Source organism: Nostoc sp. 'Peltigera membranacea cyanobiont' 232 (assembly GCF_002245985.1).
In the GTDB taxonomy this organism is placed as follows: Bacteria; Cyanobacteriota; Cyanobacteriia; order Cyanobacteriales; family Nostocaceae; genus Nostoc.
Genome location: NZ_NOLK01000129.1, coordinates 1 through 23,312, shown reverse-complemented (window position 1 = coordinate 23,312; position 23,312 = coordinate 1). Strand labels below are relative to the sequence as shown.

Sequence of the window (23,312 nt, the reverse complement as noted above, 5' to 3'; positions counted from 1 at the left end):
ATTACTTTGATATGGCAGTTCGATGAATTAAATCTTACCCTACCTCAGATGGTGTCACTTTGTTTTCCACCTTATCGCTGATCAGGTAAGTCCTCTTGTCAATAGGTTTTGAGACGCGCTAACCCTGAGTAAATAGCAAGAATGCACATTCAATTATTAGCTCTTTTGAGGAACAGTTTATCCTCCGACCAAGAGTAAAACTTCATGGGCTACATAGACAGATTGTAATCGATAAAATCGAAATTGAAATAAATGCTAACAACTATGGTGAATTAATCAAACATCATGTAAATTTAATTGGTTTTGAACAACAACAATATGTTGCATATCTACTTCCTTATCAAAGAGTAAACATACATATTATTTTCAACCGTGCCACAGGAAGCCAAGGAAACTTAATTGACATTAGTTTCCCTCAATATAGTATGTGGAATTCAGAATATAAAGTTAAACTCTCTTACGAGGCAATTATCAATGAATATTACAGAGCAGAAAAACAACAACTTGAGTATAGAAGAGATATTGAACGGAAAATTAGACGATAATGAGAATTTAACTGCTATAGAAGACAATCCACTGTTAGATGATAGTCAGCTGACTATAAATAAGTTACTACAACGTGAAAACAGCGAAAACAGTTCGCCCATAACTCAAGAGATAAACTCATCTGTTGAAATAGAAGCAGATGAGAGTTTTGAAGATGATGTGGTCAATAATCTTCAAGAAGAAATCGCACAGTCCAAAGAAACTCTTCAAATCAGAGAGATAGTTGTTAGTAACTACCAACCTCAATATAAAACTGAAGGAGAGGTAAACGAAAATGCAACTCCCAATCAGTTTTTTGCACAAGAGCCAGAGGAGCTAGAAACTAATAATCGAAACAAATATGCACCTGAATTTAGCTATCAAAAAGTAGCTAACTCCCAATGTGTAGAGTCAGCAGCGCAGCAGTGGGCGCGTCAGGTTGAAGTACCTATCTATCAAATTAATAATAAACAAGCGCGGGAGGAACGCTACAACGGGGAAAATAAAGACATTGCTGAAACCGCGACGACAATGTTGAAAAAATACGGCATCCTTGAACAAGATGGGTCGCGTATTTACCGTAGCGATACATTTGTGATTCGCCAAGAGGGAGACACTGTTAGCATTCACCGCCGCAGTGATGAACTATTTGGGTGGGAAAACTCTTTGATGGATTTTAAACTCAACAAAAAAGAGGAACCCAAAATAACGAAAAAACCTACAGAGATGTTACCTATTGAACGTCAGGAGTTTCTGATAGTGGCAGAGGACTTGGGCGACAATGGCAAGCTCCCTGACCTCAACAATGCCGATATCCGTGATGTAGCAAATAGCTTGGGAAGTCTTGCACCCGCTGGCACGATTAAAACCCTGGAAGTATTTAAACAAAACGAGATGTTGCATACCCTCAATAATGTCCTCATCCAGGCTGATAAGGAAGAACTTACAGTAGGTGAATTTACCATCAAGCGGACTCGTGAACCCGAAAATAATCGAGCCAGCCTGCAATTATTTAAAACTACTGAAGAGAAAGGTACTGTTGCGTCCCCGGAAATAGAGTTTGTATTCTTGACAGGCAAGCTTTACAGACAGGAGGTAACACCCATTTTAAAAGCAAAGGGATATGAGACAAAAGTACCAATGCAGCATCTAGCCATTGGACAGCAACTTGCCTGGATAAAGAAGGAACTGGAGCAAGAAAAACAGCTTGTTTTAGATATATAACCCAGCAGTAATAGCACCAAAATAATTTATGGAGACTACAAAACGAGTAATTAATATAAGTGAAAAATTCGGTAGCTGTATTGTACTAAATAAACAAGGAAAGCAAGTATTATGCCAGTGTGATTGTGGAACCCAAAAACTTGTCTACAGTCACACCCTCACTAATGGTCGATCAACTAATTGTGGTTGTAAAAAAAGAAAAGAATCCATCCCAGTTGGGGCAAACTTCGGGAGACTAAAAGTTATATCCGATGTAGAAGTTAAGGGGAAAAGGGGTGAACTACTACTCCTTACCTTATGCAGCTGCGGAACCCAAAAGTATGTCAGTAAAAATAGCTTAAAAAGAGGGCTTACACAAAGCTGCGGATGCTTGCAGCGCGAAACCCTCAAGAGCGATAAAACTGTCCACGGACACTGCAAAAGCCACGAGTATAACTCCTGGTTACACATCAAGCGCATCTGCTATAACAAGAACCACCATCAGTACAAATATCATGGCGGGTGCGGAATTGAAGTTGATGCATCCTGGCGCGATAACTTTACCCAGTTCTTAAAAGATATGGGAGTAGCACCCGAAGGAACAGTCATAGCACGTATTGATCTAGAGAGTGACTTTGCTCCCGGAAATTGTCAATGGATACCTAGAAAAGAGCATTACCGTCAAATACATTTCTTAAGAAGAAAAGAATTCTTCATTTCTCAAACTTTACCCAAACCAGTTGTTACAAATTATGAGATTAATGTTTCACCAAATATTATTCGCGCAATTGTCAAAGCTCATGCAAATGGTGAAGCTAATATGAATAAACTTGCTACACAATATCAAATTAGCGCTCAAGACGCAATAAATATTATCCTTCACCACGCTTAATCATAATTTTATTTTTAATAAAAGTGCGTCATCAATTATAATGGCGCACTTTTTATTTTCAATAAATCATTGAATATTTTAAATAAAAATTAATCTGTTCATAGATTAATCACCACAGTTATTACATACCTTGTCAAGGTAGTTATTAGGAGTAATTCAGCAATCAATAAAATCCAAAGTATTTTACCTGAGCATGAAGTTGACTGCACATGGCTAAATAATGGCGAGTTTTAACTAAGTGTTCATACAAATACGAAATCATTCTTTAGGTAGAAAAAGTAGCTAGATTTTCTACCACAGACGAAATTATCAACTAGCTAGGCAAGCAAAACCTCAAGTCAAAATCATAAAAATTGTACATGATAATACACAACGGCTCTTACATCTGGTTTCACGCAGGACAAACGACAAGATGGGGAACTATAAACGCGATTAAAGCATTGCCATACCTAATAATTGCATACCAAATCGACGGACAGTGGTACAGTGACCCCGATTTTTTACCACCCAAAAGTCTAGAAGTAAAACCAACAATCCCTATAAGTTCAGCAATTCTTCATATACCAAAAACAACAGTTTAGCTACAACCAATTGTTCAATTATGTGCGGGATTTAGAAACAAAAAAATTCACAGTCTTTGGGTAGTTAATGCTCCAGAGCAGGTATTGAAACATATTTTAGAGTGCAAGCAATGGGACAGTATATCACCCAAGCAACTATTAGAAACTCTGTATGAATTAATTGTTTATGGCTACGAGATCAAAATACTTCCCGCCAAAAAGGAACCCATATCCCCAATCGAATGGATGGAATAGTAATGACTAATAGCAACCAACAACTCACACTTTACTATCCTTGTGTAGTTCAAATTTTAGATCGGTTTGTACAAACAATATCAGTTGAGTTTTGGATACAGAATCAAATAAACGACAAATGGAATTTGGTAGTCTTGAAAGATGGTGATAGCAGCAGCATATCGGGTTATATATATGCGACAGCACCACGTAAAATTGCATACCTCAATGAAGAATATCTATCAATAGAAGCCTTTTTCCAAGCCAAAAAAGAAGAAGGTGTAGACTATCCCATTCGACATAAAAGAACTTATCTGACAGTTAAGGGTGCTGCATCTCACAAACTATTCTGGACATGGACAAATCCTCAGACCAATAAAATTGAACGCATCCACTGGCATCCTTTAGCTATGAAAGTAAAGGCAAGTGAAGATGACCGAACTGACTACTCAAATATAACTCCAGTCAAGATTGTAAATGGAAAATTAATTACACTTGAAAAAGAGAATTTACCATCAAATAGAGCAGCTTTTTCGGAGTTTCTTGCAGACAGGGAAGAAAACCTCCGCCTTGCACTTGAAGCCCTAAAATCACCCAATCCTGATGCCGCCCTTGAACTGCTAGCCATCATGGAAGAAATATCCAAAGACTGCTTCTACGCTAGTTGGATTATGGGCAATGGATACAATTTAGCATCAATTCTTAAATCATGGGATGGCACTAGCAACGTCAGCTACGGCGGTGGGGAAATCACACAGCAACAGTTAGCACTAATGCGCGTTCTTTCTGAACTATCCCAAGGTTGGTGGTTTTGGGATGAAGATCAGGACACTGGGGTAATTTTCCAAAGTTAAACTTACAGGGGAATCGCCTGATTATTTGGGCTGGGAGTATTGCGATCGCAGTACATGATCGGGAATGCGCTTACGATTAACAGTAGCGCATTTTTTACACCTAGTATCCCGAAGGTTAATTTTGAGTATGGGAAAGATGGCGATGTTTGAGGAAAGCCGCTGAGACACTTACTTCGAGCTAAGAGTAAGCGTCTACGCCTGTGTAGCAACTGGTTAATTTCTATTTTCAGTCGTTTTATAGAATAACAATCTCATACCCACTACAGATGATTATTTAGTAGTGGGTTATACTTATAACTCCAGATCGCAATTCCGAGTTGGAGAAAATTGATATTGCCTTTGTCTTGCAGGCGCTATTTCAAAAGAGGTATCAAATTCCGTAACCTTTGTTCCAAGTTTTAATTCCTCGTATAAAGGCACACCATCACCATCATTATCACTCTTGAGAATCTTGGTCATGATATGAGCCGGGGCAACTTGCGCGAGGCGATTTACTACATTAGCAACAAACTCGTTAGATGCGTCGCAGCCATCAAGGTATCTAATCAAAGCATCAGCAGTAGCCTCAGTCATCTTGGCTGGGTTTTTTACCCCCGCTTCCAGAATAAAGTCATCGTAAATAGCTTTCTCGCTATCAGTAAAATTTTCCTTGCAAGCTTGTTGGATAATTAATTCAGCCTGCTGTTGTTGATTTAAAATTGTCATAGTGGTTTTTAGATATTGTTAAAGGAGTAACAGATATGACACATTATGTTTGCGATTTGTATGGCAATACAAACTGGAAGATTACAGTAGAAGAAGTCGCCGCTAGAACATTCAATACAGAACAAGAAGCACAACAATGGTTCCAAGAGAAGTGTTCTGATAACAGTATTGAATTTAGTGGCTTCCATGACACCGAACGCTACGTCACTAACTGGGTTTCCTGCAACGGCAAAGAAGTTGGTGAAATCACCAAACGCCCTACCTAATTCCAACAAATCCTATTAGAAATTCAGAAAATTGTTTGTGCCAGACAATTTTCTTCATCAAATTTAACGCCATATTAAATGACCATCATAGACGGACAGTTAATACGAGAACATATAAAGCAAGAATGTCAAAAATACAAATCCATATTTCAAGCATCTCAAAAAGAAGTAGCAATCATCAGATTTGAGGCTTCAGAAAATGCCAGCAATGAACTAGGAGCTAGATATGAAGCAGCTAGAATCTCAGCAGAACAAAAAGTAGCTATTTTCAACGCTATTGGCATTACTCCCAATTATATTGTGCTGTCACCCAATATCGCAGTAGAGCAATTTGACGGCATCGTTCAATCCATTAATGAAGACGGCAAGGTGACTGCTGCTATTGTTCAATATCCAATTCCAGCTAAGTTTACAAGCTCAATTGGGCTATTAGAGCCACAAAAAGATATAGATATCGTCCGCAGACAAAGCAACAATTTCTTTGAAAGTTGTGCTACTGCTGAAGGAATCGCCAGAATTGTTGAATCCTACGCACAAAGGGATTCCAATGTTGCAGTTGTCGGCGGAGGTGGCTTTGTGGGCAATGGTGTCATCCAATATTTAGAAGCAAGCAGAATCAGTTGTTTCTGTTTGGAAGACGGCGATGACCTGACTAGAACTCAAGAAGCTGACATTGTAGTATCAGTCACCGGAAGACGAGGAATTTTCACGGACTATGTACTCCCCTCTCATCGCTTGGTTGTCGATGGTGGCTTTACACCTACTGCTTCTGGTGCTGCTGGCGATGTAGATCGCAGTGCTTACAGCATCCCCCAGAACATTACGCCCGTCCCTGGAGGTGTTGGCCCGATAGAAATGGCAATTTTAGCAGAACGTTTGGTAAAAATGGATTTGGGCATAGAACTTGGGAAATGGAACTATCAGCAATTACAGCAAGAACAGATGCAACGCGCTGCTACAATTGCCCCCATAGCTAGACTGTTCTTTGGGCAGCAAGCAACTGCCTATCCTCAATCCATTCGCACAGAGAAAGAAAACCTATTTGTCTTGGAAAGCAGTAACTACCAGATCAGCTTCAATAGCACCACGCAAAGTTTAACTGTTGCCAGAACCAATGAAAAGCTAACGCTAATTCGGCTAACTCTTGCAAGTAATCAAATTGAAACCGCCAGGGGTATAACAAACGAGGATATAGCAAGATGGCAGCAAATTCAAACTGCGATCGATTCAACAATAACGCAATCAACTGATAGAGGTATAGAGCTTTGAGACTATCAATTATCACTGCAACCTACAATAGACCTATGCAGCTTGCATCTACTGCACTGCCAAGCATTCAAAGTCAAACTGACCGCAATTTCGAGTGGATCGTCATCAATGATGGCGCTAATCCTGATACCAAAGATATCATCAACAGCATTATTAAAAAAGCTGATTTTCCCATCAGTTACATTGAAATGGAACACCCTGAACCGAGCAGTGGCTTTGGCTTGTGCTACGCTCGAAACCTGGGACTAGATGCAGCTGGTGGTGACATTGTTTCATACCTGGACGATGACAACAGCATTGCTCCTGAATTTGTTGCGTCAATGCGGCAGTACTTTGAAGAACATCCCAATATCCGATACAGTATGGCAAGACAGCAGCGCCGCCGCGATGTCATCCGTAATGGTAGTGTTATTCGCCAAGGAAAGCCGTTTGTTTCGCCTAGCAATTGCTGCTCCTTACAGCAGCTTCTATGGCAACAAGAGATATTCGACAGCAATGGTTTCGTCCACTACCGAAGCAATGCTCCTAGATGGAACCCCCAGTTTCAAGTATTCGCAGACTATGAGTATTTGCTGCAATCTGCTTGCATCTGGGGTGAAAGTGGCTTTGGTTTCAATGACAGCATTCTTGTTAACTATATCCAGTCTTCTATTGGTATTATTGGTAGTTCTAATTACGAGCAATGGGCAACTGAGCTATCGCTGATTGTCAGTAACCAAGCAAACTATTTCATCCTTCAGGACAATGCTGTTGAACCCTTAGAGCAGCTTGTAAACACTTATAGTACTAAAGGAAAAATCTCATTAACGCCAAAAGCATTTGCCGTTCTTTAAATCTAAAGAAGCTTGTCAACAGCGCTGAATCTAGCCTGAAGTAGAGAGTCAGGAGGCATCTTTATTCTGGCTCCTGACTCCTCAAAACTTTAATAACTAGTTATTGAACAAATCCAAATCTGTCACAGCCCCAAGACTGCTAGAAGATACCAAAAAGGCATATTTCGCCAACACGCCTTTAGTGTAACGTGGTGCAGGAGGTTGCCAATTAGCACGACGACGGGCCAATTCTGATTCAGATATATTCAATTGCAATAAACGAGCGGGTGCATCAATAGTAATACTATCGCCTTCTTCTACAAGAGCGATCACGCCACCAACTGCTGCTTCTGGTGCAACATGACCAACCACCATGCCGTAAGTACCGCCAGAAAAGCGCCCGTCGGTAATTAATGCCACAGCATCACCCAAACCAGCACCAATAATTGCTGAGGTGGGAGCCAACATTTCTCGCATCCCAGGGCCGCCCTTTGGCCCTTCGTAGCGGATAACTAGAATATCACCAGCTTGAATCTTACCCGCCAAAATCGCATCTAAAGAGGCTTCTTCCGATTCAAATACCCGTGCTGGCCCAGTAATTACTGGCTTTTTCACCCCGGTAATTTTGGCGACAGCGCCTTCCGTTGCCAGATTACCTCTGAGGATGGCTAAATGTCCTTGGGGATACATCGGGTTATTCCAAGTCCGAATCACATCTTGATTGGCGGATGGTTCTTCTGGTATATCTGCCAATATCTCTGCAATAGTTTGACCGCTAATGGTAAGGCTATCACTGTGTAATAAATCATGCACAAGTAGCATCTTCATGACTTGCGGAATACCACCAGCTTTGTGCAAATCTGTAGCAACATATTTACCACTAGGTTTTAAATCACACAAAACGGGAACACGGGCGCGGATAGTTTCAAAGTCGTCTATAGTTAACTCTACATCAGCAGCGCGGGCGATCGCTAGGAAATGCAACACTGCATTGGTTGAACCACCCACTGCCATAATCACAGAGATGGCATTCTCGATAGATTTGCGGGTGATAATTTGGCGGGGCAAGATTTGTTTGCGGATGGCTTCGACTAATACAAAGGCTGATTTTTCCGTGCTATCGGCTTTTTCGGCATCTTCAGCCGCCATTGTCGAGGAATAGGGCAAACTCATCCCCAGCGCTTCAAATGCCGAAGACATGGTGTTAGCTGTGAACATTCCCCCACAGGAACCAGCACCAGGACAAGCGCGACCTTCAACTTCTAATAATTCCTTTTCGTCAATTTTTCCGGCACTATATTGACCAACGGCTTCAAAACAACTGACAACAGTTAAATCGCCTCCGTTATAGTGACCGGGTTTAATTGTGCCACCGTAAACAAAGATCGCCGGGATATTAATCCGCGCGATCGCCAGCATTGCCCCAGGCATATTTTTATCACAACCGCCAATCGCTAGCACACCATCCATACTTTGTCCAGTACAGACGGTTTCAATGGAATCTGCAATGACTTCCCGCGACACTAGGGAATATTTCATCCCTTCAGTTCCCATCGAAATTCCATCGCTAATGGTAATTGTGCCGAACATTTGTGGCATTGCGCCGGCGGCTTTAATACTAACCTCTGCCCTTTGCGCCAATTGATTTATCCCCATATTGCAGGGAGTAATCGTACTGTAACCGTTGGCAATGCCCACAATCGCTTTATTGAAATCTTCATCTTTAAAACCAACTGCCCTCAGCATAGCTCGATTTGGCGATCGCTGCACTCCTTGCGTCACAATTTGGCTTCTCAAATTCTCCGACATAGTTACATCATCCTCTGACTTGCGTGTATGAGTATGATAGGTAGCAATTTTTGATATGTCTAATATATATTTATGAATATTTGAGACTTATAAAATATCAAAACTATGGAACTGCGACACCTGCGCTACTTCATTGCTGTAGCTGAGGAACTACACTTTAGTAAAGCCGCAGAGCGACTTCACATCGCTCAACCGCCCTTAAGCCAGCAAATTCAGCAGCTAGAAGCAGAATTAGGGGTAGAACTTTTTCAACGCAAAACCAAACGACAGGTGCAGCTAACGGAAGCCGGACAAGTATTTTTGCAAGAAGCTTATCAATTGTTCGCTCAACTGTCCAAGGCAATTGATCTGACTCAACGGACAGGTAGGGGTGAGAAAGGACAACTACGAGTAGGTTTCACCAGCTTGGTAACTTACGATTTGCTGCCTGTGATTTTACGACGGTTTCGAGAACAGTTTCTAGAGGTAGAGTTAGTATTGCAAGAATTAACGACAACTCAGCAAGAACAAGCGCTATTCAATCACCGCATCCATGTAGGTTTTGCCCATCCACCTTTAGAAGACAACACTTTCAATCAAGAATGCATTCAGCAAGAAGGACTAATTGTAGCTTTGCTAGAAACTCATTTCTTAGCTAGACAAGAAAATATTTCAGTGCGCGAGCTCTTGAACGAAAATTTTATTATGTTCCCCCGCCATTTGGGTCCCGGACTTTACGATCAAATCTTGAGTCTTTGCCAGCAAGGGAATTTTAGCCCAAAAGTGACTCAGGAAGCAATCCAAATGCAGACAATTATCGGGCTAGTGTCAGCGGGAATGGGGATTGCGATCGTACCGTCTTCTTTGCAAAATCTTCAAAGGGGTGGTGTAGTTTATCGCACTTTAGAAGAAAAAACACCATTAGTCGAAACGGCTGTAGTGTGGCGACAAGAGGATATGACACCTGTTTTACGGGAGTTTCTACAAATTGTCAGAAGTGTCTGTGGTTAATTAGTCAGTTATGGCAATAACAAAAACCACTACTTTTGACTAACGCCTACCGGCTAAAACAGCAAGTAGGTAACTTTTTATGACCCAGCTTGAATGGTTACAAGCAAATAAACAGGTTTATTCTAAAGAACATGGTGTTATCCATATCGCTGCTATCATCGAGAGAAATCTTTACTTCAAAAAGGGAAGTGTAAATCAAATTATTTTTGACTGGGAGCAGGAGGTAAATAGCGGTAATTTATTACCTCTTAATCAAGCACCAACAGGTAAAAGTATTCTCTACCAAGAGATAGCAGCTATTCTTGATGGCTCAGGAAAACTACAAAATTGTGATGTAATCCCGGCTCAAGAAGCTAAACTTTGTCCCATACCAGATGATATTCACCCTCTAGTTAAACTTGCCTTAAGTAAGTCAGGAATTACCCAACTATATTCTCATCAAGTCGAAGCATGGGAGGCTTACAAAAAAGGGGAAGATATCATTCTCCAAACTCCTACCAGTAGTGGTAAAAGTATCTCCTTTTTAATTCCAATCGTTCACGAGTGCCTAAAAGGTAAATCAGCTTTAGTATTTTTTAACTTGAAAGCACTTGCATTTGATCAGGTAGAGAAAATCCGCTCGTTTGTTAGCCACCTGGATGAAGAAATTCGCCCCCCAATTCTCAATATCAATGGTGATATTCCTCCCCAAGAACGCAAACAACTTTATAGCCATCAACCCTCGATTTTATGCGTGACACCCGATGTATGGAACCACGAACTAAACAACTATCAGTTTGACTCAAACTGGGGATTTAGAGAAACAATCAGAAAAATTTCAATCATAGTCTGTGATGAAGCGCATTTCTATCAAGGCATATTTGGCTCACACTTTGCCCTACTTAATCGGCGAACTCAATTAATGATAGAATCTGCTGGCAATAATATTTCTAAATTACAGTACATCTTTGCTTCTGCAACAATTAGTAACAGCAGCGAAATTGCCCAGAAGATATCCAATCGAGTAGAACAAAGCAACCTTGCTATTATCGACCAAAGTGGGGCAAAACGCTCGGAGATTACTTTCCTTAGCCTCAAAGCACGAAACAATACTCTTTACCAAACTGCCCAAGTTGCAGCCATGCTTGTAAGTAAAGGAATAGTCGGGATTTGTTTCTGCGATAGTAGAGAACTGGTAAAGGTTTTAACTAATGCCATTCGTAAAGCTTTAGTGGAGATGCAACTGCCCCACATGGGAGAAAGCATCTCAGCATTTTATGGCAGCATGAAGGCAAATCAGCGTAACAAAATTATTGCAGATATACAGGGTGGGAAGGTCAAGTTCATTATAAGCTGATGTGCATCTAAATTGTATAGTACGAAAACGTAAAATTATTGTAGTGCGGGCATCTTGCCCGCATCGCATATACAAATTAAATACGCAACAGCTTATCCACGAGTGCTTTAGAAGCGGGTCTGGATATCGGGTCTATTGATGCAACTATTGTACATAGTTACCCAGGCTCAATTCTCGCCTTTCGCCAAAGGGCGGGACGTGCAGGCAGACAGGAAGCAGGGCTATTAGTATTTATCCCGTCGAAAAGGTCGATTATGGATTCTTACTACGCAAATCACCCGGAACGTCTCTTATCTGACCCTCCAGAAATTATCAACTTTAACCACAATTATGAAACAATTTTGGAGCAGCACATTCTCGCCTGTTGCAAAGAAAGTAAACCGACACAAGCTCAAATTGCCCGACATTTTAGTACTTCTGGCGATGCGATCGCCCGACAGCTAATCGGTAATAATCAACTGATTTTCAGTTATAACCAAAGACTGACAACTAATCGAAACCTCGGTTATGTCCACTCAAAAATTAAATTCAGAGGCAACACTGACCAAAATATCAGTTATATCAATCAAGATAGCGCCGAAGAGTTTGAGGAAAGTTCGGCATCATCTGCGCTACGAGAACTTTACCCTGGTGCCATATATCTTGCTCAAGACTTTGACGGCAACCCCGTACAGTATAAATCACAAGAGCTAAATTTAACCGAAGGGAAAGCAATTCTCAAGCCAATTGAGGCAACCAACCTATTTAGTCGTCCCGAAGGAAGCCTAAATTTCGAGGAAATCAAAATTGTAGGGGAAGCCAAAATTATCAATCTTTCCCAAGGGGCAGCTAGATTTACACCTGTTTTAGCCAAAATCAAAGAAGAAATTTACGGGTACAACTTGTACAGGCTGGAACAAAAATGGACTTGCACTAATAACAGATGTCGCAACTTCAATTTAAATTTACCCGGACACATACAAGCTTGTCCTGCTTGCAATACCCAACTTATTGAACGAGAATTTGTCGAACTATTGGAGGAAAATAAATACAAGGAAGCATTTGCTCTTAACTACAATACATTCTGCGTTAGGGTTGAAATTAACGCTGATGCAAGAAAATATTTTTCCAGGGTTAGCGCGTCTCAAACGCTATTGACAAGCGGACTTACCTGATCAGCAATCAGGTTGGAAACAAAGTGGCACAATCCGAGCTAGGGTAAGATTTAATCCATCTAGGTGCAAGGTTCGAGTAATGTCAATCGGATTTAAGAACAAGAAAAGCAAAACCAAAGCATCTTTTGCACCCAGCATAGATAGCAAAGACATTACCACTAAATTTCAGGAATATTTTACACAAGTAAAAGATCCAAGAGCGGAAAGAACTAGATGGCACTTACTCACTGATATCATCACCATAGCGATTTTAGCGGTAATAGCAGGAGCAGAGGGCTGGGAAGATATTGAAGAGTATGGGCTAAATAAAAAAGAGTGGTTGGAGACATTCCTTAAACTACCATTGGGAATACCCAGCCCAGATACTTGTTAGTTGGGTGTTTGAAAGAATTAACCCCAAAGAATTTGAGCAATGTTTTCGGCAGTGGGTTCAATCATTGGTTGAGAAACTGGGAGTAGAAGTAGTAGGGGTACAGCCGGGATACGTATCCCGGCTGTACCCCTACAGGCTAGATAAAAATACGGCAAACTTGGTAGTGCTAAACAAGCTACTCCACTGCATCTATATCAATGATGGGAGCAACGCGAAAAAGTGAGATCATCGTGAAAAGAGCTTTCTGATTGCTGGGGGAGCAGGGGAAGCAGGGGAAGTGAAGAGAAAATTTTAGTATTCTTTACTACCGCTATGTCCTAAATACACTTATTTCTTTCTCTCCCCCTGCCTCAAGAGCCTCCCCCAATACGGTTCGGATAAGCTTTTAAGGTATAGGAAGCTCTTGAAGCTATGCGGGAAAAACCAGCAAAAAAGCAGTTGTTGCTCTCAAGTTGTGTAAAATAAGCGGCACAAGTGTCAAACAATTGTAGATTGCCGATAGCGACGCGGAAAGCGACTGTGCGTAGCGTCTTGTAGCTATTTTCTCAACACTAGCCTCGATTGCTGCTATGCAAGGAGGTTATTTTGCTAACTCTGGGATGCTGGCGCAAATCAAGTCGAGCGATCGCTGGTCGGAATTTCAGGCTAAATCTACCAAGCGTCATAATGTCAGGTGCATGATAATAATTAGTATTGACTATTTTTACAAGTTCAAGGTTTTAGAAAAATTGACGCATCTTATTTTTTGTAAGAAGAGAGCAATTACATTACCTGAATTGTCAAATCAAGACTCAGTTTTTATAACGTTTGCCCAGTATTATTTCTGCTGATGTATTATCCAGAACACCCATAATATCGTTGTTTAGACTATCGTCATAATAGTGAGATTGGAATGGGGCTAGTGGAGTTCCCAAGTTGTAATTATTTTCAATTTGATAACTGCTGATACTAGAGTTTATAGTTTGGCCGCTCACAGAATTGACACTAAACTGCATCAAGTTTGACTGTATATCATTATTAGACTTTATTTCCCAGCCATTTTGACGGATGGCAAAAGTCATAGATGATGTTGAGTTAAGCTGATGTGCAGCTAAATTGTATAGTACGAAAACGTAAAATTATTGTAGTGCGGGCATCTTGCCCGCATCGCATATACAAATTAAATACGCAACAGCTTAGTTGATTGCTGACTGAATATGGCACTAGAAGTAAGACTCTGAACTTCACTTGTATAGCTTGAGGATTGTGTACTATTTCCTGCGGTACTTGTGACTAGATCACGTATTTGGCTCTGTGTTAAGTCGTGATTAGCACTAAGCATAAGAGCAACTACACCAGCAACATAAGGGGAAGCCATAGACGTACCGCTATGAGTGGCATACTGATTATTCGGGACGGAGGAGTAGACATCAACACCGGGCGCAGTCACATAAGTAGTTGTCTGTGTCCCAGAACGATTAGAGAAATCAGCCATCTGATTATTTTTATCAACTGCGCCAACTGCAATTCCTGTAGTGGATGCATAGCTAGCGGGGTAATCTGGGGATGATGAACCATCATTACCAGCCGCCATTACAACAGTCACACCTTTACTGCTAGCGTATTCAATAGCTGACTTGAGGGTATCATCGGGGTACATGCTTCCCAGGCTGAGGTTAATTACATTAGCACCATTGTCTACGGCATAATGAATACCTTTAGAGATTGTAGTATCGTTACCAGATCCGGAGCTATCGAGAACTTTTACTGGCATGATTTTAGCGTTGTAGGCAACGCCAGTTACCCCATAATTATTATTTTCACCAGCAATAATGCCAGAAACATGAGTACCGTGACCATTGTCGTCTAGGACATTATTGTTGTTGTCAACAAAATTCCAGCCGTGGATATCGTTAGCGTAGCCATTACCGTCATTATCTATACCATTGCTAGCGTTTTCTTTAGAATTAGTCCAAATATTATCTTTTAAATCTTGGTGATTATAGTCAACCCCAGTATCTAAAACAGCAACAACAACACCTTTACCTGTATATCCATGCGCCCAAACTTCTGGTGCTTTAACTAGGTCTGCTCCCCAATTATTGCCACCAAGATCGACAACATCAGCATAGGTATTCTGAGCGGTAGCTTTAGCGACTGCTGCTGCTGCATTAGTTAAGCCATAACCATCGGTAGAGCTATAACTTTTGGTGCTAAAAGTATTATTAGTAGTAGAGTCACTATTATTTAGCAACTGCACATCAGAACTATTTGAGTTATAGCTACTACGTCCGATGAAGTTGAGGCTGTGGTCATCTTTAGGATTAAATGAATCTAACGAAGAGGTGGGAGTAACATTTAATCTTTTATTAGCATTATCATTGAGCATAAGTATTTTCTTCTCAAAGTTAGTAATGTTTTTTAACAGCTTAAGGTGTTAAAAAATTTGCTGAACAAAAGTTTTAACGGATGAATAAGCCATATTGTTAACAATTACTATGAAATTTGATAATGTAATGCCAATTTTATTACCAAAAAATATTATGAGAATTATTTAAATTTTTTGACAAATTCTAAAAAAAAGGTGTCCAGCGCTCATCGGTGAGAGGTTAAGATAATTTTACTTTTGTCAATTAGAAATTATGCTGAAAATTTAGGAAAGACACAGGCATATGCCCCAATAGCCGAAAATATCGCAATAGTTAAGTTGCTAAGTATACCGATTTTTATCTTTTTGGTTCCATAGGCAATTCCCACAGCAAAGTTATCAATGTTAGATGATAGTGAGACAAGAAAAGATGATACTAAATGTCCCATAGAAACACGTTGCTTTTAATTTTATAGAGCTTTCATTGCTATTCAAAAATTCAAAATTAGCTATTTAGTAAAAAGGAAAGTAAGAGTATTGTTGAATTAAACTGTCCTGAAAGGTTACTAAAATTACTACTTGCTCCCCTGCTTTCAAGTTCAAGATGTATGTGTTGATAACTATAGTGGCAGAGACTGAAAAAGAATCCAGTCACATTTGACACAGCTTTTTAAAGATATCAAAAAATTGGTTGACAGTCAGAGCTAAACAGATCAAATTAAAAAGCCTTGTGGATTATAGGTTTACCGAAAACAAGCGTGCCACTCAGCCCAAAATCCTTGTGCTTAGGTAGACTTTGGCACTGAAAAGGAAAATGGGCTAGCTGTCGCATTGCAGGTTCCATCTGAATATCTGGATGCGGTTGTCCGTGGGGTTGCTCTTGGGGCATCAGATGTGATGAAATTTTGTCCCCACTGTTGGCAGCCTGGAACAACGCTTGAAGATATTTGGTTGTCGCCGCGCTCCAAGTTTTGTTTTTTGTGCGGGACTGGGTTACGTAATAGTTGCGCTTCGTGTAACGAACCGATTACCTCGGTGAAATTCCGCTTCTGTCCTTACTGTGGTTTTCCCTATAAGGAGTCTGTTAATTCTGTTGTGACTTGAAAATTTTAAAAGTTATTATGGCTATACCCGCATTTCTCACAAGCTTGAGGGAAGGGGCAGAGGAGCAGAGGGGCAGAGGGGAAAGAACTTGGTATTTGAACTCTCCTCTGCTCCCCTGCACAAGCACAGGCTTTGAGAGATGTGGTGAGAAATCCGGGTTTAATGCCACAAATTTTTTAATACTAATTGCTCCAATTATTATAACTTTTGCACCTCGATAAAATGGTTTTAGCTCGTATACTCTTGTTCCCAGTTATGAATGTGCATGAGTTCTTGTTAAACCGAGTAAAACTCCCATCTCATCTAGAAATACCAAATTTTCTGGTTCGTTATTTTTAAAATATTTTAGCTCTTTCCGAGTTCTTGACTTTTACTATCTAATGTAAATAGTGTTGAGTCCAAATTCAGGAATTTACCCGATGAAATCCTCAGTAAAAATCAGCCTCATTGCCGCAGCGCTCGCCACTATTGGCATCGGTGGTATTGCCAAAATGGTATCGGCATCATCGCTCAATACATCGTTAATGGCGGTTGCCCAGCAAAAAGTAGAATCACGCACTAATAAAGCTAAGGAATTAGCTCAACTCCAAGCACTAGCCAAAATCTCTGCCAGCCAAGCTCAACAAACAGCAGAAACTGCACAGGGAAATAAGGCAAACAGTATATATTTATACTGGCGAAGAGTTAGCAAAACATGCAAAGGTGAGTTTATTGGAGGCTCGTAAGATTGCTCTGAAGGCGCATCCCGGAAAAATTGTGGATGAAGAACTAGAAAATGAAAGTGGCGGGAGTGGCTTGCGCTATTCATTCGATATTAAGCAGGGAGCGAAGACCTACGAAGTTGGTGTCGATGCGAAGACTGGAAAGGTTCTTGAAAATGCCTCTGAAGGCAAAAAGCCAGATTAATGATCGGGTAGCGTCCGTTCACTATAACCCCAGAAAATCATCGGTAAACCTTCCTAAACCCCTTCAGGAAGCGATTAGAGAAGAATATATCACAAGCTAATTGAAGCTAAAAATCTGCACCTCGCCACCTTAGGGCAAACGCATCTAAATTACTCTTGATCACAACGAAGCTTAAGAACCAACGAAAAAATCAGGATTTCGCGTTTGATTATTTTTAAAGCCCCAAAGCGATCGCCTAATTTCTTCGCAATAAGCAAAGGTTAATGACATTATTCTTGGCTCTATTGAGAATAGACTTTACTTATTGACATGATGCGGCCGCCCTACTCGCCACCTCTGACGGATTAGCTCTAGCTAATCCGTCAGAGATTAAAACTAAGTGCTTTTTGTCAATCAATTAAAATCCTCACAATATCCTTAATAAGCATGTAATCTGTAATCTCACTTCTACGGAAAAATCGAGAAGGACAAATATCATGAAAAAGATGTTAAACAGGGTTCCAGAGGTGACAATTTACTTCTGGATTATTAAGATTCTGGCAACCACGGTTGGTGAAACCGCAGCAGATTTTCTGTCAGCAACCCTGAACCTTGGTTTAGGTGTTACATCCAACATTATGAGCAGCGTGTTACTAATTGGGTTGTTGAATCAGTTGAAGCTGAAACGCTATGTTCCAGCAAGTTTCTGGTCTGTAGTAGTTTTGATAAGTATAGTTGGTACACTGATCACTGATAGATTGGTAGACGAGCTTGGAATTAGTTTGCTGACAACTACTGTAGTTTTTAGTTTTGCCTTGTCGGTAGTTTTTGCGCTGTGGTATTCAAACGAAAAGACATTAGCTATGCACTCCATCAATACAGCTAAAAGAGAGCTTTTCTATTGGGCAGCTGTTTTGTTTACATTTGCCTTGGGTACTGCAACAGGAGACCTTTTAGCAGAAGCTTTGAAAGTGGGTTATGCACAATCAGCACTGATATTTGGCGCTTCAATTGCAATCATAGCAATCGCTCATTATTACTTGTGGATGAATGCAGTTTTGGCATTCTGGTTAGCTTACATCTTGACTCGTCCGCTTGGAGCATCTATGGGTGATTTACTATCTCAATCTGCTAAAAATGGAGGCTTTGGTTTTGGTACTGTCGGAACCAGTATGCTTTTTTTGTCTATAATAGCGAGTCTGGTTATTTACTTGAGCCTTAAGCAGAAGAAACCAGCCCTACTGCCGATTGACCGACAAGACTGATTAGCGATCGCCTTTATCCTGCTGGCAATTGTCCTATTCTTTTCCGTGCGAAAGGATAAAAAAGTGCGTCACCCAATTGAGTGATGGGTTTAAGCAGATAGATGACCATGACATAAAGATATGAGGATCTTAATAGTTGAAGATGACGATCGCATTGCTAAACCCTTAGCCGAAGATTTAAAACACCAGCATCATGCTGTTGATATTGCTGATGATGGGATTGAAGGTTGGGAATATGCCGAAGCAGGTAATTATGATTTAATTTTATTAGATTTAATGTTGCCGCGTTTAGATGGAATTACTCTTTGTAAACGGTTACGTGCTGCTAATTGTAATGCTTTTATTTTGATGTTGACAGCACGAGATACAACACCAGATAAAATAACTGGACTCGATGCTGGTGCAGATGATTATTTAGTTAAACCATTTGAACTAGAAGAATTAGCAGCACGAATTAGAGCTTTATCTCGGAGAAGCCCAGAAACTCACCAATTAATTTTAATTCACGGCGATTTACAATTAGACCCTAACAATTATCATGTAACTTATGCAAGTAAGCCCTTATCATTAACACATAAAGAATACATGATATTAGAATGCTTTTTGAAAAATCCTACTCAAGTTTTAACTCGCTCGGCAATTTTAGATAAATTGTGGGAGTTTGATAAATTATCTGGGGAAGAAACCGTTAAAACTCACATGACAAATTTAAGAAAGAAACTCAGAGCGCTAGGAAGTTCAGAGGATTTTATCGAAACTATTTACGGTTTTGGTTATCGCCTGTGTCGTAAATAAATCCAATTCGCAATTAAACTCAGACAGACACTCCGGGGTGGGATTTTACCTACCAAGAGAATACAAGAATTTTTTCGCCCACAAGGGGCGAGGTTTTGAACCTTTACTTTTTTGATAAATGTAAATTTAGCTGATGTTTGAAAAAATTCGCCGTCGTTTACTGTTATCTTATTTAATCGTTTTATCATTAATCTTAGGTGGATTTGCAATTGCTGTTCGGATTGTCTTCACTCATAGCCTCTATAAACAACAAACACAAAAACTTTATGTCTTAGCACAAGTTGGCGCTGCTAATGCCGAGTTTAATAACGGTAAAATTAGAATTGAAAATGACTTACCTCAAGATAAATTGTTTAAAAATCATCAAGAATTAAACTGGTTTGATACTAAAGGTAATCTCATAGAGAAACAGGGACAAGATATTTTAAGTTTACCTACTCATGTAAAAGAAGGAGAACAAATTAATCCAGTTGGTAAAAATCGCATTCAGTCTGTTACTTTAGCAATTATTAATAGTGATGATAAACAATTTATGGGATATGTAATAGCTAGCCAATCTCTAGAAGAATTTGATGAAACTTTAAATAAATTAGATTTGGGATTAGGCGGTGGAATTGTTGTAGCTTTGATTATTAGTGGTGCTGGTGGAGTTTGGCTAACTCGTCAAGCGATGCAACCAATTGAAGAAAGCTTTGAACGGTTAAAACAGTTTACTGCTGACGCTTCCCATGAACTCCGTAGTCCTTTAATGGCGATTAAAAGTAATGCAGGGGTAGCACTCAAGTATCCAGAGGGAATGCGAGAAAGTGACGCAGAAAAATTTCAGGCTATTTCTAGTGCTACTAACCAAATGACTCGACTTACAGAAGACTTACTATTTTTAGCTCGTTATGATAATATTCCTAACCACATTAAAGAAACTGTTAATCTTAGTTCAATTTTAAATAAATTAATGCAACTATATCAGCCGCAGGCGAAGGCTAAACAAATTAATCTGAAAGGTCAATTGAATGAAAAGCTTTATTTGTTAGGTGATCCAAATCAGATAACACGATTATTTACTAACTTAATTCAAAACGCTATACATTACACACCATCAAAAGGGACAATAGAAATCATAGCTAATCGTAGTGTTTTCCATCTAGTCATTAATGTCCAAGATACGGGTGTAGGAATTGCACCAGGAGATTTAGAAAATATTTTTGAGCGTTTTTGGCGAGTAGATAAATCACGTTCTTATAATTCTGGTGGTTCTGGTTTGGGATTGGCTATTGCCCAAGCTATTGCTGAGAATCACGGTGGATTAATTACTGCCACAAGTCAATTGGGAATTGGTAGTTGTTTTACTGTGCGTTTACCAGTAAGTTCACTTAATGAATGTTTTTGAAGAAGGCAGCTATGCTGGAGGCAGAGGGCAGGTGCGATTCGTTCAGATGCGGATTCAAACCCTCTTCTGTTCGAGAGCCACCAAATTTTCTTGTTTTGTGGGGGTCTTAAACCCTTGCTCGAACGAGAGCGCGCAAAGGGTGACGCTCCTGCGTCGCTAAGGCTAATCTATCGGGCAAGAAGAGTTGGGATAAATTCCTTCTGCCCTCTGCCCTCTGCCTTTCTTGATAAAGCTTTTATAGTTCTACCCATCCATATAAATCCAAAGCCTGTAAACCTACGCTTAACAAATTCAGGTAAATCTTTTCGAGTTCTTTACTTTTAGTGTGTAAAGTGCAACTACTTACCAGAGATTACTGATTGATAACCATAAATTTTAGTTTTAATTGTGCTATTGAACAGTGGTTGAAAAACATAACTCAACATCCATCTCTTACTTGGCTTTTCCCTATCTCTACCTTTAGCGATATAGAAAGCTGATTCCAGTAGAATCTGTCAATAATGTTGTACTAAATTTCCAAGTTCTTAACTTTTGTTATCCAGAGTAAATTTGCTCACTATATTTTTCAGGAAGGTTAACATGAAAAAGCTAATTCATGCTGTTGCATTAACTTTAACAATTGCGTCTTTATCATCTGCTGCCTATGGCACAACCACGACGAAAACTAGCAGATTCCCTAACATTGTTGGAGCAGTGCAATTCCCTCAAAATAAGGCGAAAGTTGTCAGAGATTCTTTCCAGCTAAAAATTCCTCAAGATAGCAGAGCTTTATCCCAGATGACTATTGCTGTACCTCAAGGTTTAACTGTAAGCAATGACATTAACTTATCTGACCAGTCTGGTAAAAAGATTGCTGCGAATATTACTGTCAATGACAGAACCATTACAATTGCTTTCGCTCAACAGGTAGTTCCTGGAACTGAACTCAACATTGATCTGAATCGTGTCTTAATCTCAGGAACTTCTAATGCTTGGCTCTATCCGGTTTCTGTCAGGCTTGTGGGGCTAAATGCAGATATCCCAGTGGGTGTATTTCGGCTACGAATTTACTAACAGGTGTTTTTGGTAAAAAGTTGAACAGCAATTTTAGCCGTGATGGTTGTGATAAGAGGAGTATGACTGCGGGTGTCACGTGTATTAATATTATCTTTATGCATAACAATTGAGTCGCTAGGATGTTTATCCGTTTCCTTGCCAGTATTTGCTCAGACAGCTAGAGTATCAAACCTCACCTTGGAGACTGCAATAAACCAAGCTGAAGCCAATAATCCTCAATTGCTGGCAGCACAGCGCAGTATTTCTGTTGCTCAAGCAGGAGTCGCCGTCGCCGGAGTTATACCAAATCCCCGACTAGCCATAGATATACCTTTTGGTCAAGCTGAAACTAAGCGTACTATTGGTATCGAGCAACCGATTGAACTGGGTGGTAAACGCGGAGCGCGTCAAGCTTTAGCCAACTCCCAGGTGCAACAAGCCCAGTTACAGTTAGACTCTTTACGTTGGCAAATTCGTATTCAGGTACGTCAGGCTTATGCAGAGTTAGCGATTTCTCAAGGAGCGCAGCAGAATACAGAACAATCTCTTGCGATTAACAAACAACTTGTTGATATTGCTAAGATGCGTTTTCAAGCAAATGATGTGGCACGAGCAGATGTTGTCCAAGCTGAGTTTGCATTTGCTCAAGCCCAGCAAAAACTAGAACCAGCAATTAACCGCGTTCGTCAGGCTAGCATTCGTCTCAATACCCTTTTGAGCCAACCTACTGACACAGCGATTAATTTAGCGGATAGCGAGGCGTTCCGATTTTCTGGGAAAGACTCACAGCCAGGATTGGCGATTTTAGCAAAGCTTCCAGATTTAAGGGGATTAAAAAAGTTAGCGAAAGCGTCACGATTAGATTTAGCTCTAGCTCAACAACAAATACAAGTTAATCATAAACAGATTCAAGTGGCTGACTCAGCCCGTATTCCAGATATCACCTTGGCAGCATCTTATGTTTGGGACCCTGGTTTAAGTACAGATGGTGCGCCACCTCCTACGACGACAACGGCCGTCATTTTGGGCGTGCGAGTGGATTTGCCTCTGTTCAATAGCGGAGGGAGTGGAGTTAGACAAGCCCGTGCTAATCTTTCTGTGGCTGAAGCACAGAACGCATCTCTAGAATCACAAGTTGATTCTGAGGTGGCAACAGCCTACGAAAATACCGTGAGTACCCAACGAGTATTAGAACGCGATCGCACAGTTTTATTACCGCAAGCTCTAGAAGTTCTCAATTTATCCCGCAAAAGCTATGAGTATGGTCAAACTGGTTTGAGTGATGCTTTGCTCACACAGCAGTCTGTGCAAGCTGTGTTTGATAACTTCTACACTGATATCCTCGCCTACCAGACGGCTTTAGGCGCACTAGAGCAAGCCGTTAACGCTCTTTTATGTCTCTGGTGAGAGAAAAATGCTCTGATTTGCTGAGATTTTTGAAACTCCTTGAAGGCTGTGAAGAATGCAGACGCTGCTATGTCGGAAATATTGGGATTTATCAAATATATCTGT

The 23,312-nt window shown here is 40.4% G+C and carries 22 protein-coding genes and 1 pseudogene; 20 read left to right on the top strand and 3 right to left on the bottom strand.

From position 1 onward, the window contains the following. Positions 1 to 474 precede the first annotated feature (474 nt). From CDG79_RS30100 to CDG79_RS30085, 3 genes are all read left to right on the top strand, one after another. Entirely contained in the window at positions 475 to 1,749 is a 1,275-nt protein-coding gene (locus tag CDG79_RS30100; protein WP_223278411.1) for a DUF6884 domain-containing protein, read from the top strand. Positions 1,750 to 1,777: 28 nt separating this feature from the next. Beyond that, positions 1,778 to 2,620 (top strand): hypothetical protein, encoded by an 843-nt coding sequence (locus CDG79_RS30095; RefSeq protein ID WP_094345390.1) that lies wholly within the window; start codon positions 1,778 to 1,780, stop codon positions 2,618 to 2,620. A gap of 817 nt (positions 2,621 to 3,437) precedes the next feature. Beyond that, positions 3,438 to 4,268, top strand: a complete 831-nt coding sequence (locus CDG79_RS30085; protein WP_223278410.1) for a hypothetical protein — start codon at positions 3,438 to 3,440, stop codon at positions 4,266 to 4,268. Between the two features lie 291 nt (positions 4,269 to 4,559). Here the strand turns inward: CDG79_RS30085 and CDG79_RS30080 are convergent, their stop codons facing one another. Beyond that, complete coding sequence (locus tag CDG79_RS30080; RefSeq protein WP_094345388.1) at positions 4,560 to 4,973, bottom strand: hypothetical protein; 414 nt, start codon at positions 4,971 to 4,973, stop codon at positions 4,560 to 4,562. Between the two features lie 35 nt (positions 4,974 to 5,008). Between CDG79_RS30080 and CDG79_RS30075 the strand changes: the two genes are divergently transcribed. The 3 genes from CDG79_RS30075 (at position 5,009) to CDG79_RS30065 (ending at position 7,341) form a co-directional block, all read left to right on the top strand. After that, positions 5,009 to 5,239 carry a hypothetical protein gene (locus CDG79_RS30075; RefSeq protein WP_094345387.1) on the top strand — a complete coding sequence of 77 codons (231 nt, stop codon included), beginning with the start codon at positions 5,009 to 5,011 and terminating at the stop codon, positions 5,237 to 5,239. A gap of 78 nt (positions 5,240 to 5,317) precedes the next feature. Then, on the top strand, positions 5,318 to 6,508 hold the full coding sequence (locus CDG79_RS30070; protein WP_094345386.1) for a bifunctional 5,10-methylenetetrahydrofolate dehydrogenase/5,10-methenyltetrahydrofolate cyclohydrolase: 1,191 nt from the start codon (positions 5,318 to 5,320) through the stop codon (positions 6,506 to 6,508). Next, a complete protein-coding gene (locus tag CDG79_RS30065) occupies positions 6,505 to 7,341 on the top strand; it encodes a glycosyltransferase family 2 protein (RefSeq protein WP_223278409.1) in 837 nt (278 codons plus the stop codon). Before CDG79_RS30070 ends, CDG79_RS30065 begins: the two co-directional genes overlap by 4 nt. Positions 7,342 to 7,437: 96 nt before the next feature. On the opposite strand, the gene ilvD is transcribed toward CDG79_RS30065, so the two are convergent. After that, the gene (gene ilvD, locus CDG79_RS30060; RefSeq protein WP_094345384.1) at positions 7,438 to 9,129 is read right to left on the bottom strand and encodes a dihydroxy-acid dehydratase; all 1,692 of its coding nucleotides are present in this window, start codon (positions 9,127 to 9,129) and stop codon (positions 7,438 to 7,440) included. 105 nt (positions 9,130 to 9,234) lie between these two features. Here ilvD and CDG79_RS30055 point away from each other — a divergent pair, with 105 nt between their 5' ends. From CDG79_RS30055 to CDG79_RS45615, 6 genes and pseudogenes are all read left to right on the top strand, one after another. Further along, complete coding sequence (locus tag CDG79_RS30055) at positions 9,235 to 10,119, top strand: LysR family transcriptional regulator (protein ID WP_094345383.1); 885 nt, start codon at positions 9,235 to 9,237, stop codon at positions 10,117 to 10,119. A gap of 79 nt (positions 10,120 to 10,198) precedes the next feature. Next, on the top strand, positions 10,199 to 11,455 hold the full coding sequence (locus CDG79_RS44180; RefSeq protein ID WP_223278408.1) for a DEAD/DEAH box helicase: 1,257 nt from the start codon (positions 10,199 to 10,201) through the stop codon (positions 11,453 to 11,455). A gap of 80 nt (positions 11,456 to 11,535) precedes the next feature. Beyond that, positions 11,536 to 11,610 (top strand): annotated as a pseudogene (locus CDG79_RS45620) (hypothetical protein); the annotation flags it as partial. Positions 11,611 to 11,709: 99 nt separating this feature from the next. After that, a complete protein-coding gene (locus CDG79_RS44175; RefSeq protein ID WP_223278407.1) occupies positions 11,710 to 12,609 on the top strand; it encodes a hypothetical protein in 900 nt (299 codons plus the stop codon). A 79-nt stretch (positions 12,610 to 12,688) separates the two neighbouring features. Further along, entirely contained in the window at positions 12,689 to 12,982 is a 294-nt protein-coding gene (locus CDG79_RS30045; RefSeq protein ID WP_223278406.1) for a transposase family protein, read from the top strand. A 539-nt stretch (positions 12,983 to 13,521) separates the two neighbouring features. After that, complete coding sequence (locus CDG79_RS45615) at positions 13,522 to 13,812, top strand: DUF4337 family protein (protein ID WP_223278413.1); 291 nt, start codon at positions 13,522 to 13,524, stop codon at positions 13,810 to 13,812. A 329-nt stretch (positions 13,813 to 14,141) separates the two neighbouring features. Here CDG79_RS45615 and CDG79_RS30030 read toward each other — a convergent pair whose 3' ends face one another. After that, entirely contained in the window at positions 14,142 to 15,350 is a 1,209-nt protein-coding gene (locus CDG79_RS30030) for a S8 family peptidase (protein WP_094345380.1), read from the bottom strand. An 876-nt stretch (positions 15,351 to 16,226) separates the two neighbouring features. Between CDG79_RS30030 and CDG79_RS45610 the strand changes: the two genes are divergently transcribed. The 8 genes from CDG79_RS45610 to CDG79_RS29990 all read left to right on the top strand — a co-directional run bounded on the left by CDG79_RS45610 (position 16,227) and on the right by CDG79_RS29990 (position 23,207). Further along, positions 16,227 to 16,433, top strand: a complete 207-nt coding sequence (locus tag CDG79_RS45610; protein WP_223278412.1) for a zinc ribbon domain-containing protein — start codon at positions 16,227 to 16,229, stop codon at positions 16,431 to 16,433. Positions 16,434 to 16,852: 419 nt separating this feature from the next. Continuing rightward, complete coding sequence (locus tag CDG79_RS30020; RefSeq protein ID WP_189525186.1) at positions 16,853 to 17,158, top strand: hypothetical protein; 306 nt, start codon at positions 16,853 to 16,855, stop codon at positions 17,156 to 17,158. Further along, the gene (locus CDG79_RS30015; protein ID WP_262985851.1) at positions 17,145 to 17,339 is read left to right on the top strand and encodes a PepSY domain-containing protein; all 195 of its coding nucleotides are present in this window, start codon (positions 17,145 to 17,147) and stop codon (positions 17,337 to 17,339) included. The genes CDG79_RS30020 and CDG79_RS30015 overlap by 14 nt, the downstream gene beginning before the upstream one ends. A gap of 476 nt (positions 17,340 to 17,815) precedes the next feature. Next, positions 17,816 to 18,583, top strand: a complete 768-nt coding sequence (locus tag CDG79_RS30010) for a COG4705 family protein (protein WP_094345377.1) — start codon at positions 17,816 to 17,818, stop codon at positions 18,581 to 18,583. A gap of 120 nt (positions 18,584 to 18,703) precedes the next feature. Further along, positions 18,704 to 19,378, top strand: coding sequence for a response regulator transcription factor (locus CDG79_RS30005; protein WP_094345376.1), 675 nt, complete (start codon positions 18,704 to 18,706; stop codon positions 19,376 to 19,378). A 133-nt stretch (positions 19,379 to 19,511) separates the two neighbouring features. Then, complete coding sequence (locus CDG79_RS30000) at positions 19,512 to 20,765, top strand: sensor histidine kinase (RefSeq protein ID WP_094345375.1); 1,254 nt, start codon at positions 19,512 to 19,514, stop codon at positions 20,763 to 20,765. A gap of 579 nt (positions 20,766 to 21,344) precedes the next feature. Then, positions 21,345 to 21,818 (top strand): DUF2808 domain-containing protein, encoded by a 474-nt coding sequence (locus tag CDG79_RS29995; protein WP_094345374.1) that lies wholly within the window; start codon positions 21,345 to 21,347, stop codon positions 21,816 to 21,818. A gap of 72 nt (positions 21,819 to 21,890) precedes the next feature. Continuing rightward, entirely contained in the window at positions 21,891 to 23,207 is a 1,317-nt protein-coding gene (locus CDG79_RS29990; protein WP_094345373.1) for a TolC family protein, read from the top strand. The last annotated feature ends 105 nt before the right edge of the window (positions 23,208 to 23,312 follow it).